The organism is Streptomyces sp. WAC05292 (genome assembly GCF_003949955.1).
Classification (GTDB): domain Bacteria; phylum Actinomycetota; class Actinomycetes; order Streptomycetales; family Streptomycetaceae; genus Streptomyces; species Streptomyces globosus.
In genome coordinates this window covers 1-13,942 of the sequence record NZ_RPSE01000142.1, presented here as the reverse complement: position 1 = coordinate 13,942, position 13,942 = coordinate 1, and the positions used below count along the sequence as shown (strand labels likewise).

Here is a 13,942-nt window from a genome sequence, read left to right as displayed (position 1 = left end):
ATCGGCCGACAGACCTGTGATCCGCCGATCGCTGATGATCGCTGCACGCGCCGCTGTCCCCACCACATGAACATGATCAGGGATCAAGATCCAGCACCGCACCGCCAACCATGCACGAGCTCGTTAGGGCCGATGCTCGCGCTCCAGCCCCGCAAGCGGTTCGCCAAGGACACGTGCTGATCGTTGACGGCACCCTGGTGCCGACCCGGGACCAGACCATCGCCGCGCAGTCGAAGAACTACATCGGCCGGCCACTCGCCGGGAACCGCAACAACTGCAAACTGGGAGGAATCCGGGGCCAAAGCCGCCGTCGGCCAGCTGCTCATGATCGCCGACGGCGGCTACCGGGGCACCGGCCTGGTGATCCCGCACCGCCGCGAGCGAGGCCAGGCCCAACTCCCGGCCTGGAAGGCCGAACATAACCGGTCCCACAAACGGGTCCGCGCCCGCGTCGAGCACGTCTCCGCCCGCATGAAGACCTGGAAGATCCTCCGCGACTGCCGAGTCAAAGGCGACGGAGTCCACCACACCATGCTCGGCACCGCGCGCATGCACAACCTTGCCCTCGCCGGATAGGCGAGCAGCCCACACCACGGGAAACCACGTCCAAAGCACCTCGAAGATCATTTACGGGACAGCCGTCAGTCCTGCCAGTAGTAGAGGAGGGTGTGGACGTCCATCGGCTGGCGGGAGCCGAAGTAGTAGACGTGCAGGCCCGATACCCGCGTGGCGCCCGTTGTCGCGTCCATCCAGTGGAAGCCCGCGGATTCCAGGGCTGCGCGGGCGTCCGCGTCGCCTTCGAAGTCGCCCGCCCAGGGGCCCAGGGTGCTGATCGAGAGCTCTTTGCCGGCCCCGTACTCGATCACGTGGTACGTGCCGTCGCCCTGCTGGTGCGCTTCGCCGCAGTGGACCGGGGGCTTCGGGGCGAGGCCCGCCGCCGTCAGGGCCGCTGTCGCGCGGCGCAGTTGGTCCTCCTGGTCGGGGCGGGCGGGCGGGTCCGTGCAGATCGCCTCCAGGCGCCAGCGCGGGTCGGTGCCGTTCTCGCAGTACGGGACGTACTCGTGCACGATCGCCCGCCTGACGTCCTCGTCCAGCCCCTCCACCTCGACACGGGGGCGGCCCAGCGCCTCGTACACGGCGCGGGTCGGCGCCGGGTCCTCGGTCAGGCGGTACAGGGCGTACGCCGCCCAGAGTGCGGCGTCGACCGTGGGGGCTTCGGCGAGGTACGCGCGCAGTCGGTCCGTGTCCGTGATCAGGTCCTGCGTGACGTACGCGACTTCGGGGTCCGGGTCGGTGAGGGAGTCGGTGATGTCCTCGCCGTTCCGGTCGCGCAGCCGGATGCGCAGGGCGCGGACCGCGGGATCGGCCTCATCGAGGCCGTCGAGTGCGGCGGCCACGGCCGCGGAGCCGTGACGGTCCACCAGGGATTCCAGGCACTCCCCGCCGGCCATCCGGTCGCGCCAGCCGGGGCGGAAGGCGAGGTCCGCCACCGCCGCGAGGGCCGTGAGGTCGCCGAGCCGGGTCCGGGTGCGCAGGACGGCGTGCTCGATCCGGTAGCCGCGTTCCCCCTGCCGGTCCTCGTGGCGCAGCCAGGGCAGCAGTTCCTCGCGGTCCGAGAGGAGGTCCAGGAGTTGCACCCGCACCTCGTGCGCGTCGTGCGGATCGCGGACGCACGCCAGCAGCGCCTCCAGGTGCGTCTGCGGGACCCGGCCGTGCAGCGCCTCGGCGCAGGCAAGCCGCCGCCACGACGGCTCTGCCCGGTCCAGGACGCAGTCGGCCAAGGCCTCGGCGTCGTGCGAGCGAAGGCCGTCGCTGTCGGCGCGGCCGACTTCCGGAACGAGGGCGTGGATGCTGGGCATTGGCGAATGCTAAGGCAGGTCGAGCAGCTTCCATCGCGAGGCGGAGTTCAATCGCCACCGCCGGTGGGCCCTCAACTGCACCATGCCGCTGCCGTCGGGCCCGGGGTGTCCGGCGTGCCGTGCGCCGCAGAAGTCGTAGTGTCAGCCTCACATTGACAGTCTGATCATCCGACTCGCGCAGTGACCGCGGATCCGCTCCTGCCGAGCCGGGTGCACCGAAAGGCCCGTAACACCCCGTGCTCTCCCCTTCTCCCCTCCGACTCCGCCGCTGGGCGCGGCTCGTCCTGCTGCCCGTCGTCGCCTCCGCCGTGCTGGCGGCCACCGCCACCGGGTGCGGGCCGAAGCCGGCTGCCGAGGCCAAGGGCAGTCCGACGCCCCGGCCGCCGTTCGCGCCCCCGAAGCTCGCGCCCGCCTGGACGTCGCCCACCGCGACCGGGAAGCCCTTCCACACCACCCTCCACGCGACGTGGCACACCGGGTCCGCCCTGTACGTCGGCCGGGGCAGCGGTGTCGAGATCCTCGACGCGGCCACCGGGCAGTCCAAGGGGACCGTCCAGCCCCCCGAGGCCGGCGCGACCCTCTGCGCCATGACGCCCACCCTGTCCGCGGACGGGCTGGGGGCGGTCGCCTGGATCAAGGGCGATCCGGAAGCGCGTGACGCCTCGTGCGAGCACGTGTCGCTGGTCGACACCCGCAAGGACGGAGCCGTCGTCTGGACGGCGTCGGTCACCGGCTCCCCGGTGGCCGGGAAGCCGTTCACGAACCAGGCCGCGGCTCTCGGCTGGGCCGGCGACGTGCTCGCCGTCATGACGCCCAACACCGTGGTCGGCCTCCGGAAGGACCGCAGTCAGGCGTGGTCGTGGTCCAACCCCGGCGTTGCCCGGCAGGACTTCGTGTACAACGACGACATGGCCGTCCGCGGAGACCGCATCACCGTCATGCTCAGCGAGAAGGGCGCACCGGCCAAGCCGAACCTCTCCTTCGTGACCCTCGACGGCAAGGGACGCCAGACCAAGCCGGCGGCAGAGCGTGTTCCCCTCGGCGACGGCACCTACCTGCACTTGGTGTCCGACCACCCCGAGGCACTCGTCGTCACGCCCCCCTCCGAGGCGGCGCCCGAGCTGCTGCTCCTGGCGGCCGACGGGGCCGTCACACGCCGCATCACGCTCACCACCCCCGTCGGCCACGCCGAACTGCGCGGAATCGGCACCTACTGGCGGCCGGACAACATGTTCGACATCCGCTTCACCGACACCACCGTCTTCGTCACGGCGGGAGGCACCATCAGCGACACTCCCGCCCACGTGGCGGCGTTCGACCTGAAGACCGGGGCGATGCGCTGGAGTCGGCCCGTGGAGGCCGTCTCGGTGCCGCGCCTGGTCGGTGCCGATGCCGACGCGGTGTACGTCCTCGCCGGGAAGACCACCTCCGACATGACCATGTACGCCTTCACGTCCGGGGACGGCACCCAGACGCCGATCAGCAGTGTGGCCGCCCCGCGCACGCTGCTGCCGGTCATCGGTCTCGCGATCGACTACAGGGCGGGCGACCTCGCCATGACCGAGACGGGTGCGGGGATGTTCGGCACCCTGATGTACCGCGCCCCCTGACGAAACCGGCAGGTGGCGGGGGTTCTCGGCCAACTTTTCGGAACGTGTGCCGGTACGGCCGGATCCGGCCCTGCCGTCGATAGGATCAACAGGTAAGTCGGTCGGCGCCGTTGCAGAGGAACGTTGTGAGGACTCTCGCAGAGGACATGGTCTTGCTCGCCTTCGACGACGAGGGCGGCCGGCTTCCCGTGCGGCAGTCCCTCGCGCCGGCCGTGCGCGGTGCGCTGCTCGCCGAGTTGCTCGACGGCGGCGCCCTCGCCGACGCTGCGGGTACGGCCCGCACCGCCGGGGAGGCTCCGCAGGACGCCGTGCTGCGGCGGGTGTGGGAGCAGGTCGCGGCCGAGCCGGACCGGAAGTGGCTGCACTGGGTCCGCAAGGACGGCCGCGAGTCGGTCCGCGAGGTGCTGCGCGGCATGGAGAAAGCCGGGCTGGTGGAGCAGAGCACCGACCGGGTCTTCGGGGTGTTCCCGCTGAACAAGGCCGCGCTCACCGCGGACGGCCTCGCCGCCGCCCGCGGCGTACGGGCAGCGGTCGCCGCCGCTGCCGAGGCCGCGGGCGGCGCGGACGCGGGAGCGGGCGGCGCGGACGCGGACGCCGGCCGGGCCGCGCTGCTGGCCGGGATCGCCCACGCAGGCGGCCGGTTGGCCGCCGCCCTGCCCGCCGACCGGCGGCGCGCCCTCAAGGGCAGGCTGGCCGCCCTGTCCGCGGACGCCGCCCCCGTGTCGGAGGCCGTGCAGCGGGCGGTGCAGGACCTCCAGGGTGCGGCCGCCTCCGCCTAGCCGAGTAGCCGAGGGGCCGGGCGTCAGATCCAGCCGCGTTCCCGCGCCAGCAGCGCGGCGTGCGGGCGGCTGGACGCGCCGAGGGTCCGCAGCAGGTCGGCGACGTGGCGCCGGTACGTCCGCACCGACATGCCCAGCTGCCGCGCCCCGATCTCGTCCTTCCCCACGTGGCACATGGACCTCAGGACCTCCCGCTCGGTGTCGGCGAGCTCCCCGGGGCGGCAGTCCTCGCCCGCCGCGTCCGCGATGATCGCCGACAGGTCCGTGGCCTGGCCCCAGATCTTCTCGAACAGCGCGAGGATGCCCGAGACCAGCCCCGTCTCCTGCGCGACCAGGGCTCCGCGCGAGGTGTCCTCGGGGTCGATCGGCACCAGCGCGGTGCGCCGGTCGTAGACGAGCATCCGCTCCGACAGGTCCTCCGCCGCCCGGATCTGCGCCCCCTTCGCGGTGAGTTCGCGCAGGTAGCCGACCGTCAGGGGGTCGTCCAGCGCCTCCTTGAGCACCACGTTCCGGATCTGGATGCCGCGCCTGAGGCAGCGCATGTCGAGCGGTCGCGAGTGCTCGATGTTCTCCGGCGTCAGCGCCGTGTACGGCTCCACGGACAGGATCTCCTCGCGCGCGAAGAACGCCAGGTCGTCGATCCGGCTGCGGATCTGCGCCACGTCCTCCATCCGCTCGACGGACTGCTGCGCCGCCAGCGTCGGCGACTGCTCCTCCGACAGCTCCGCCACCAGGTACCGCGAACGGGTGACCTCCTGCAGCTCCGAGTGCAGTTCCCGCAGCCGCAGATCGGTCAGCCGGTCCACGGCGATCGCCGGATCGGCCGGGATCAGCGTCTTGCGCTCCGTCGGGTACAGCAGGCCCAGTTCACACAGCCGCGCCTGCGCGCAGGACACGTCCCCGCGGTCCGCCCGCAGCAGCAGATGGATCTCTCCGTCCGTGGTGTCGGGATTGCGCAGGAAATGCCGGTAGATGCCCTCCTCCAGATCGGAGAGCCCCAGAACGCGCATGCCGATCGAGCCCATCTCGAGCACCCCCAAGCCCTTGTGGACGCGGCGCCGCGCTCCGCTGGTCAAGCGGTTCCGGCCGCACGTCCGGATGGTGGGGTGATCGTAACGCCCGGGTAAAGCGGGCGCGCGACGCCGAGATCGGGATGTGACGTGGATCACAACATGCGCGCGCCCCGCGCCGTCCTCACTTCTTGACGTAGAGGTTCACGAAGGCCGAGAAGGGCAGGTCCCGGTGGCAGACGTACGCGGTCCAGCTGCCGTCGGCGACGCCGGCACGGCCCCGCGCCTCGCACGCCGACGGCAGCCCGGCGAACCCCTCCCGGGTGTAGCCGTTCGGCGCCGCCCACGCGGCCGCCCGGCTTTGTACGGGCCCGTCCGCGCGGACCGCCGGCGCCGCGGACGCCTCGGCCGCGCCCAGCGCGGCCGGAGTGGCCAGCGCGGCCCCCGCCAGAACGGCCCCGGCCAGGGCTCGCAGCATCGATCGCTTCATGTCGGTTCTCCCTCATGTCTTGTTCGTTTCGGTACGACGGATCCATCTCCCGTACGCGTACGGGCGGCCTCTCACCCGGACACGGACACGGACGCGGACGCGGAGGACACGGCCCCGGCCGCAGCCGCCGGCCTCCCGGCCGCCTGCCCCGCGAGCATCCCGAGCGCAGCCTCCTCGCCCGGCGGGAAGCCGAGCCGGTTCATCACCATGTGCAGGTGGTGCAGCAGCTGGTGCGGCAGCGGGCCCGGCGCCCGCAGCAGGAGCCCGGCCACCTCGTCGGCGTGCGCCTCGATGCGCTCCCGCACCTCCGGCGGCGGAGCCCCCTGCTCCCGTACCCCGGCCGCGAGGCCGGCCAGCAGCGGCCGCAGCGGTTCGCCCGCGGCGGCCAGGCGCAACTGCCAGCCCCACCGGGTGCGGTGGCGGACCCAGAAGACGTCCCGCTCCTGCGCCGGCAGCACCCGGGCGGTCAGCGCCCGCGCGAAGGCGACCGCGTGCGCGGCCCGCTCGTGCCGCCGCGGCAGCCCCGCCAGGTCCAGGTCCGCGCAGAACGCGCTGTCCAGGCGGAAGATCCGCTCCGCCACCGCGACGCCCTCCCGGCCGCCGTACTTGGCCAGTTCCGGCGCGTACACCGCGGGGACCACCCCGCGCGCCGGCGAGCCCTCCGGCAGGGTGCCGGGCAGCAGGCCGGCGGTGTCCTCGGGCCGCTCCTCCAGCGTCTCCAGCAGACCGGCCAGCTCCGCGCGGGCGGCGCCGTCCAGCGCGTCCACCGCGGCCGCCCCCGCGCGCAGCCGCAGCCGCAGGTGGTGGCCGGTGGCGTCCCAGTACCGCAGGAAGAACCACTCCTCGCTGCCCAGCCGTTCGGCCTGCGCCGCCAGCCACGGCACGAGGGTGCGCACCGCCGCGTCCATGCGGCCGGGGCCGCCCGGATAGGCCCGTACGTACCACCAGTCCCGCTCGGGAACCGCCGTGCTCATGACTCCTCCTCCGGCCGCCGCCAGCGCAGCAGCGATACGTGCTCGGCGGCCCGCCTGCCGCCGTCCCCGTCCCGCAGCGGGTGGGCCGCCCGGTCCGGGAGCGCCTCGACGAGCCGCAGGTGCCCGGTGGCCGGGCCGGCCCACTGGGCCAGCACGGACAGCGACAGCGGCGAGGCCAGCGACACCCACAGGGGTTTGCGGTCCGCGCCCTGCCCGTCCGGTCCGAAGCCGGTCAGCCGGTGGCAGAAGACCTCCTCCGGCATCCCGTGCGTGCGCCGGAACGCCTCGGCGCGCAACACCGTCTCGGCGTCGCTCTCGCCCGGCCGCGGCAGCGGCAGCTCCGCGGCCGGGACGACCCACGAGGCGCGGTGGACGGTGACGCGGCCGAAGCCGCTCCGCGGCAGCGGGACCACCTCCGCGCGCCGCTGCTCCTGCAACCCGAAGGGAAGGACGTAGTCCGAGTGGGGCGATCCGTTCACCCACGGGTCGGCGAGCACCGCCAGCAGCCGCGCGAACGGCGGGAAGAGGTGCGGCGGGACGAGCCCCAGGTAGGCCAGCCCGACCGCCTCGCCGGTCCGGTCGCGGAGCGCCAGCGTGCCCTGCCGGGCGTCGTGCGTGAGGACGGTGTCGGCGAGGTCCAGTCCGTCGTCCGCCGGCGTCTCCCCGGGCAGCAGCAGGGGCGGCAGCAGCCCGGCCGACCGCGACTGGGCGGTGTTGACCTCCGTCCACAGGACGAGCTCGCGGCAGTCCCGCCCGGGCCAGCAGGCGCGGACGTGCGCGCGCAGCCGCTCCCGGAAGCCCTCGCCGAGCAGCCGGCCGAAGCGCGTGACGAGCCCGCCCGTACCGGGGTTGAACTGGTTGACGACCAGCCGGTACGCGCCCTCCCGCACCGCCTCGTGGCTGTCGGCCGCGAGCTGGAACAGCACGGCCGCGGCGGGCGGCGCGCTGGTCGGCCCGACCGGCAGCCACGCCCGCTCCCCTGCGGTCTCCCGCTCGGCGCGGTCCCCGACCGCGGCCTTGTCCAGGTCGGGCTGGGCGTCGCCGTCGACGGCGACCCGCATCAGGAAGGCCAGGACGTCCGGGCAGGTGCCGCCCGGCCCGTACTCGGCGGTGAAGCGGTCCACGAGCACGTCGTAGAGGTGCGAGCGGAAGACGTACGGCCGCATGCGGCGGCCCAGTTCGACCAGGTCGGCGCGGACCTGCGGCACGTCCAGCACATCGGGCAGGGACAGGCCGGTCGCGACGTCCTCGTACAGCACCTCGCCCGAGGAGAAGCGGTCCAGCCCGGCCCCCCGGGCCCACCGCCCGGCGGTGCGCCGCGCCCGGGTCAGGGTCTCCGTACGCTCCTCCTCCCCGGCGGCGGCGAGCGCGGCGGCGGAGTCCCGCAGCGCGCGCACCTCCGCCGCGAGCCCTTCCTCCGGCCGGTCCGCGAGCAGCTCCGCCACCGCGGCCACCGGGTCGCAGCCGCGCCGCCACGGCGGTACGGGCGTGATCAGCCCGGTGTCCAGCAGCCGACGGAACCGCAGGAAGGGATCCGGCCCGCCGAGCCCGGACAGCAGCGCGTCCAGCGCGTGTTCGGTGTCGGGGGCGAAGCCGCGCAGCCAGGGCGCCGCGTGGTCGGCCTCCACCACCCGGTCGAGCCGCCAGGCGAGGCCGCCGTCGGCGACCGGCTCCGGCAGCAGGACCAGCCCCTCCGGGGAGTCCGGCCCGCCGGGCCGCAGCACCGCCAGGCGGTAGCGCAGCAGATCGGCGGTCCCGGCCTCGCGGGCCAGGCAGCGCACGGCCAGGTGGGCGAGCGCGGTCGCGGCATAGCTGTGCGCGGCAGGCGCCTGCGCCGTACCGGAGCCGGCCCGGCCGCCCTCGCCGACGGTGGTCAGCGTCGAGAACGGGCTGGTCTTCACGGCGGCCCGCGCCACGTACGAGTACAGGGTGCGCAGGTTGCGGGTCTCGGCGGGGCGGCGTCGCGGGCGGCCGTGCCGCAGCCAGTCGGGGGCGGCCAGCGCCGCCGCCCGTGCGAAGCCGGGGTCCTCCAGGCGGCCGGCGAGCGCGGCGGGGGCCGCGGCACGGTCCTCGGCGAGCAGCGCCTCCAGCCGCCGGGCGGTCTCGTCCCGCTGCCGTACGGCCGCCTGCCAGCCTGCGAAGGCCGCGGCCCCCGCGGGCCCGGCCAGCTCGGCGATCCGCGGCGGCAGCCCGTCCCCCCAGGGCAGCGCCCGGAGCCGGTGGACGGCCCGCTTCGCGGCCAGCACCCGGCGGCGCAGCGGCACCTCGTCGTCCAGCAGCGGCACCAGCGGGAAGCACAGCTCCTCCAGCCCGGGCCGCAGGGCCTCCAGCAGGGCGTGGGCGTCGGCGGCCTCGCCGACCGCCCGCCGCGTGGCGGCGCCGGTGAGCTCCAGGGCGTCGGTGGGCAGCCCGCCCACCCGGGTCAGCAGCGGTCCGGAAATCTCGGGGGCGGTCACGGCATCGACCGTCCGACGAGGGCGAACGACCAGATGAGCGACTGGACGACGAAGTAGCCGAGCGCCACGGTGTACACGCTGCACACCAGCCCGTACACCAGGTGCAGCCGGCGGCTGCGGACGGGCATCCGCTCCAGGAAGCCCGGCAGCGGCCGGCCCAGCAGGCGGTGCTTCAGCAGGGCGAACGCACGCCCTCGGGCGTCGACGAGGCCGAAGCCGGCCTCGATCGCGGCGTAACCGTCGCTCGGCAGCATCGGGTTGACGTTCGTCACCAGGTTCAGCATCTGGAAGATCAGCAGGGCTCCGGCGACCTGGGCGACCGGCCCGTCCGCGGTCAGCACGAGCAGCGCGGCGGCGCCGGTGAACCAGCCGTCGCTGAGCGGTCCGGCCAGCGCGAGCAGCACCCTGCCGCCGCGGGAGCGGACCCGGTAGGCGTCCGTGCGGTCGACGTACGCGAGCGGCATGAAGTAGAAGAGCAGGGCCACTCCGAGGCCCCGCACCGGGACCCCGAGGACCTGGGCGACCATCGCGTGCGCGCTCTCGTGCACGAGGATCTGGAACAGCATCAGCGCGATGGCGACGAGGGTGCCGGTGCCCAGCAGCTCCTCGGCCGGAGGGGCCGACGTCAGGACCGTGTACAGGCCGAGCAGGATGCCGAGGACACCGCCGGCGGCGAAGACGCCCACCGAGAGGAGGGCCGGGATCCGGCGCAGCGGCCGGGCGGCGGGCTCCAGGACGGCGGGGAGCGCGCGGGTCACGACGAAGCGGGGCATCAGCATGCTGGTGCCGAAACGGCCGCCGGCGCGCTTCTTCGCGGGGCGCTCGGGCTCCGTTCCGACGAGCAGACCGCTGCGCGTCAGCTCGGCGACGAAGGTGTCGAGTTCGCGGCGCACGCCCTCGGCGGCGACTCCGCGGCGCTCGGCCATCAGGGCCGACAGCTCGTCCATCGAGCGGGTTCCGTCGAACTGGCGGAGCAGGGCTGCCGCCGACCTGGTCAGCCGGTGGTAGGTCCCGCCCTGCGGGTCGAACACCAGGGGGTGGTCGTCCATCCCCCGGATGATCTCCAGATCCTCCCGGAGTTTGGGTGCAGTGCACACGTCCACGGCGCGGTTCCTCCCTCCGCGACGGCGGCCGGCCCGCTACCGCGCCGGTCCGCCTGGCTCTAATCTGGTGTGGTGCAGTCCGGTTCGGGACAAGCGAACCGGGCTGGGGACCCTGGGCCCCGGGGTACTAGGACCACCCCGGAGCCCAGGGATTCGCCTGGGTCAGCCGCCCTGGCTGGAGACGCTGCTCATCGAGCCGACGCAGCCGACGGGGCAGCTGGCCGAGCCGGCGCACGCGCCGCAGAAGGCGGTGGTGAAACCGGGGCTGACGGCGTCCTGGAGGACCTCCAGGTCGAGCGACTCGGACCAGAGCTCGAGCTCGGTGTCGAGGTTCTCGTTCACGGCGTTCACTTCCTTTCGTCCACCTGCCGGTGCAGGTGGGTCGGGTCGTACGCGGCGTACGGGGCGTACGCCGGACGGATCGCGGGTCGTACGGGTGGTGCCGGGCGCTCTAGCCGAAGCTGGAGGCGCTCGCGGACGAGGAGGCGGTGCTCGTCGGGCACGAGGCCGTCGAGGCGGTGCCGGCGGTCGCCCAGGTGCCGAGGGCGACGCCCTCCTTCAGGGGCTCCAGGCCCAGCGCGTCGGAGGCCAGCTCGTCGGCGGACAGGTCCAGTTCGAGGTCGTCGAAGTCCTGCACGGGAATGTCCCTTCCTTGGTGGTGGGCGGTTCGGGTGCGGCCGGAGAAATCAGCCGATGGTGGACGCGGACGACGCGGTCGCCGCGGACGTGCCGGGGCAGGACGCGGTCGAGGCGGATCCGGCGCAGAAGAAGCAGCCGAGGGCGTTGCCCTCCGGGAGCTCTTCGATGGCCAGCTCGTCGCCGTCGACGACGTAGAGCTCGAGGTCGTTCTCCATCGTGTGCACTTCCTTCCTGGTATGCGGTGCGCGGTGCGCGCGGTGCGCGCGGGGAGGGCCGGCGGGCCGGCCGGGGTCAGCGGCGGATCACCCGTAGGTGGAAGCGCTGCTGACGGACGACGCGGACGTCGCCGGGCAGGACGCGGTCGAGGCGGAGCCGGCGGACGCCCAGCTCGCGAGGGCGTTGCCCTCGGGCAGCTCCTCGATCGCCAGCTCGTCGGTGTCGACGGCGTACAGCTCGATGTCCTCCATGGAAGGCACCTCCTGTGGTGTCGTGTGGGTGTGTGCGGTGTGCTCCCGCCCCGGTCGGGGCGGGAAGTCTCAGGGGGCCGGCGGCAGGCCCAGGGCCAGCGCGAAGACCTGCTGGCGGGTCGTCCCGTCGCTGAGCAGCGGGCCGCGTACGGCGGCCGGGATGAAGCCGGCGAAGACGCTGCCGACCAGTCCGTGGGCGACGCCGTCCAGCCACATCGCGTACGCGGCGGAGCCGGCGCGGGTCAGCATCAGCCGGTAGCCGTGCCCGCCGTGGCGGCGGGCGGCGGCGTCCAGCGGTACGCCGACGGAGACGATCGCGGCGGCGTCGGAGAACTCCGGCTGGAGCGTCAGCCCGTAGCGGGCCGCTCCGGTGGGCAGCTCCATCACCGGGGTGAGGGTGCGGGCCGCGGCGTCGAAGCGGTGGACGGCCGGGTCGATTCCGGTCAGCCGGTTGGCGACGACCGTGAACTCCAGCGGGCAGTCCGCCGCGTCCGCCGCGTCCTCTTCCGCGTCCGCTGCCAGGGCGCGGGCCATGATGTCGGCCAGCAGCCCCGCCGGCAGCGGTGCGGGGGAGAAGCCGCGCAGCGAGCGCCGGTGCTCCAGGGTGGTCAGCAGGTCGTGGGGCGCCGTCGGCGGCGCGTACGGGCCGACCGCGACGGCGGGCCCGAGGGGCTGCGGCGCCGGTGCCGGTGCCGGGGCGGGCGCGGGGCGTTCGGCGAGTGCCGTGCCCGTGCCGGCGCGCTGGTCGCGGAAGGACGCCAGGACGTCCATGGCCAGTTCGTGCGGGGCGCTCACGGAGCTCCTCCCAGGTCGACGAGGGCGGTGACCGGTTCCAGGTCGGGATCGATCCCCAGGGCCGACGCCACGGCGAGGTCGTCCCAGCGGGTGCGGACCGCGCACCGGACGTCCAGCGCCCGGGCCGCGGCGCGCAGCGTGGTGGTCGCGCAGCCGGCGTCGAGCAGGACGATCCGCAGGGCGAACGCGGCGTACTTCTTGGCGACCTTGGTGAAGTCGCCGGTGAGGACGGCCGTCGCCGGCGCCGTGCCGGGGAGCGCGGCCGGGTCGGCGGCGAGCCGGGCCAGCCGGTGCTCGGACGGCACGTAGCCGTAGATCCCGGGTTCCAGGCCGGGCACGTCGCGGACGACGAGGTGGGCGACGACGGAGCCGATGTTGCCTCCGCTGGCGGTCCAGCGCTGCACACGGCCCGGCAGCAGTGCCCTGCGGCCGGCGGTGACGGCGAGGAGCAGCGAGGCGGTGCGGTCGTCGAGGGCGGCGGGCCGCGCGGACCTCAGCGCTTCGAGCGGGGGCGCCGGCAGGGGCACCGGCGCCGCGACGGGCCAGGTCTTCTCGTTGTTCTGCAGCGCGATGTTCGAGGGCTTGTAGTGGGCCTGGTGGGCCTTGCCGTCGGCGTACTCGCGCGGCGGGAAGGCGATCGCGGCCTCGTACCGGGCGGCCAGCGGCGGTGCGGCCGGGTCGCCGGGCGCGGCAGAGCAGTGCGGGCAGCCGGGCCGGGTGGCGGCCGAGCGGCGCTGCTGGGTGAGGTCCGCCAGGTCGACGGTGCGCCACTGCGAGGGCAGCGGGCCGGGCGTGCTCCGCGAGAGCAGCGCGAACAGGTCCCGGGCGAAGAGCGCCGCGGCGAGTTCGGCGTCGCCGGGCAGCGGGGCCCGGCCGTCCGGCGGGTCCTCCGTGGTCCGGCAGGCCAGGCAGGGGGTGAAGGCGAGGTCGACGTACGGCCCGAGGTGGGCGGTGCGGCCGGTCAGCGCGAGGCGGACCAGGGGGATCCCGGCGAGGGCGCAGGCGGCGGCGAGGGCCGCCGAGTCGTCCGCGTCGAGGCCCGCGGCGACGGCGAGGGTGGTTCCGGGCGCCGGGTCCGTCCCCGTCCCCGCTCCGGTGTCGACGAGCGAGTCGGCGAGGTGGCGGCGGGCCGCGTCGGCCAGGGGGCCGGCGCCGAAGACCTCGACGCGGGCCCGCGCCAGCCGGTCCAGGGCCTCCTCCCATGCGTGGTTGGCGCCGGTGGAGTCGCCGATCCGGGACAGGAAGTCGGCGAGGTCGGCGGGCACGGCCGCGGCGCGGGCCGCCCGCTCCGGGGACGCCGCCTCCTCGACGAGGCCGCAGGTCCACAGCAGGGAGAGGGCCTTGAAGACGGTGCCGGCCGGGATCCCCAACTCCCCTGCCACGTCCTCGTGGCCGCGGCTGCCGTCGAGCAGCGGGAGCATGCGGGGCAGCAGGTCGCGGGCGGCGGCGCCGCGCAGCAGCTGCTTCTTCGGGGTCCCCTGGACGACGAGGGCCTCGGGCGTGTGGTGCAGGGAGAGCCCGCGCCGGAGCCTGGGGCGTGCCGGGACGTGGAACTGGGGGTCGTTCAGGGCGGCCGAGGCCATGGCTTCGGCGGTGATCACAGAGTGGTCCGGCATCGAGGCCTCCTTTCCGGTTCAGGACGTGACGTGCGGGGCGCACGGGATGCGCGGGTCGTACGGGGTGCGCGGGCCGTGCGCCCCGCACGTCACGTCCTGAACCGGAAAGGAGGCCTCGATGCCGGACCACTCTGTGATCCTGTC

The 13,942-nt window shown here is 74.6% G+C and carries 14 protein-coding genes and 1 pseudogene; 3 read left to right on the top strand and 12 right to left on the bottom strand.

Features of this window, described 5'->3' with window-relative positions; all coding sequences use genetic code 11:
- Nucleotides 1-123: 123 nt before the first annotated feature.
- A pseudogene (locus EF903_RS17040) lies at nucleotides 124-576 on the top strand (transposase); the annotation flags it as partial.
- 65 nt (nucleotides 577-641) lie between these two features.
- On the opposite strand, the gene EF903_RS17035 reads toward EF903_RS17040, so the two are convergent.
- Complete coding sequence (locus tag EF903_RS17035) at nucleotides 642-1,859, bottom strand: hypothetical protein (RefSeq protein ID WP_125544091.1); 1,218 nt, start codon at nucleotides 1,857-1,859, stop codon at nucleotides 642-644.
- Between the two features lie 236 nt (nucleotides 1,860-2,095).
- Between EF903_RS17035 and EF903_RS17030 the strand changes: the two genes are divergently transcribed.
- Both EF903_RS17030 and EF903_RS17025 read left to right on the top strand, forming a co-directional pair.
- Nucleotides 2,096-3,469: a hypothetical protein gene (locus tag EF903_RS17030; protein WP_125544090.1), complete on the top strand. Its 1,374-nt coding sequence runs from the start codon at nucleotides 2,096-2,098 to the stop codon at nucleotides 3,467-3,469.
- A gap of 125 nt (nucleotides 3,470-3,594) precedes the next feature.
- Nucleotides 3,595-4,248 (top strand): GPP34 family phosphoprotein, encoded by a 654-nt coding sequence (locus EF903_RS17025; RefSeq protein WP_125544089.1) that lies wholly within the window; start codon nucleotides 3,595-3,597, stop codon nucleotides 4,246-4,248.
- Between the two features lie 23 nt (nucleotides 4,249-4,271).
- Here EF903_RS17025 and EF903_RS17020 read toward each other — a convergent pair whose 3' ends face one another.
- The 11 genes from EF903_RS17020 to EF903_RS16970 form a co-directional block, all read right to left on the bottom strand.
- Nucleotides 4,272-5,273: a helix-turn-helix transcriptional regulator gene (locus EF903_RS17020; RefSeq protein WP_125544093.1), complete on the bottom strand. Its 1,002-nt coding sequence runs from the start codon at nucleotides 5,271-5,273 to the stop codon at nucleotides 4,272-4,274.
- Between the two features lie 169 nt (nucleotides 5,274-5,442).
- Nucleotides 5,443-5,748 carry a hypothetical protein gene (locus EF903_RS17015; protein WP_125544088.1) on the bottom strand — a complete coding sequence of 102 codons (306 nt, stop codon included), beginning with the start codon at nucleotides 5,746-5,748 and terminating at the stop codon, nucleotides 5,443-5,445.
- A 71-nt stretch (nucleotides 5,749-5,819) separates the two neighbouring features.
- Complete coding sequence (locus tag EF903_RS17010; RefSeq protein ID WP_125544087.1) at nucleotides 5,820-6,722, bottom strand: lantibiotic dehydratase C-terminal domain-containing protein; 903 nt, start codon at nucleotides 6,720-6,722, stop codon at nucleotides 5,820-5,822.
- The gene (locus EF903_RS17005) at nucleotides 6,719-9,178 is read right to left on the bottom strand and encodes a lantibiotic dehydratase (protein WP_125544086.1); all 2,460 of its coding nucleotides are present in this window, start codon (nucleotides 9,176-9,178) and stop codon (nucleotides 6,719-6,721) included. The genes EF903_RS17010 and EF903_RS17005 overlap by 4 nt, the downstream gene beginning before the upstream one ends.
- Entirely contained in the window at nucleotides 9,175-10,227 is a 1,053-nt protein-coding gene (locus EF903_RS17000; protein WP_125544085.1) for a PqqD family peptide modification chaperone, read from the bottom strand. The genes EF903_RS17005 and EF903_RS17000 overlap by 4 nt, the downstream gene beginning before the upstream one ends.
- Nucleotides 10,228-10,443: 216 nt before the next feature.
- Nucleotides 10,444-10,623: a thiocillin family RiPP gene (locus EF903_RS16995; RefSeq protein ID WP_185902699.1), complete on the bottom strand. Its 180-nt coding sequence runs from the start codon at nucleotides 10,621-10,623 to the stop codon at nucleotides 10,444-10,446.
- Between the two features lie 109 nt (nucleotides 10,624-10,732).
- Entirely contained in the window at nucleotides 10,733-10,918 is a 186-nt protein-coding gene (locus EF903_RS16990) for a thiocillin family RiPP (RefSeq protein ID WP_260615470.1), read from the bottom strand.
- 49 nt (nucleotides 10,919-10,967) lie between these two features.
- Nucleotides 10,968-11,135, bottom strand: a complete 168-nt coding sequence (locus tag EF903_RS16985) for a thiocillin family RiPP (RefSeq protein ID WP_125544083.1) — start codon at nucleotides 11,133-11,135, stop codon at nucleotides 10,968-10,970.
- Nucleotides 11,136-11,222: 87 nt separating this feature from the next.
- Nucleotides 11,223-11,387: a thiocillin family RiPP gene (locus EF903_RS16980; RefSeq protein ID WP_125544082.1), complete on the bottom strand. Its 165-nt coding sequence runs from the start codon at nucleotides 11,385-11,387 to the stop codon at nucleotides 11,223-11,225.
- Between the two features lie 69 nt (nucleotides 11,388-11,456).
- Complete coding sequence (locus EF903_RS16975; protein WP_125544081.1) at nucleotides 11,457-12,182, bottom strand: nitroreductase family protein; 726 nt, start codon at nucleotides 12,180-12,182, stop codon at nucleotides 11,457-11,459.
- Nucleotides 12,179-13,798, bottom strand: coding sequence for a nitroreductase family protein (locus tag EF903_RS16970; protein ID WP_125544080.1), 1,620 nt, complete (start codon nucleotides 13,796-13,798; stop codon nucleotides 12,179-12,181). The genes EF903_RS16975 and EF903_RS16970 overlap by 4 nt, the downstream gene beginning before the upstream one ends.
- Nucleotides 13,799-13,942 lie beyond the last annotated feature (144 nt).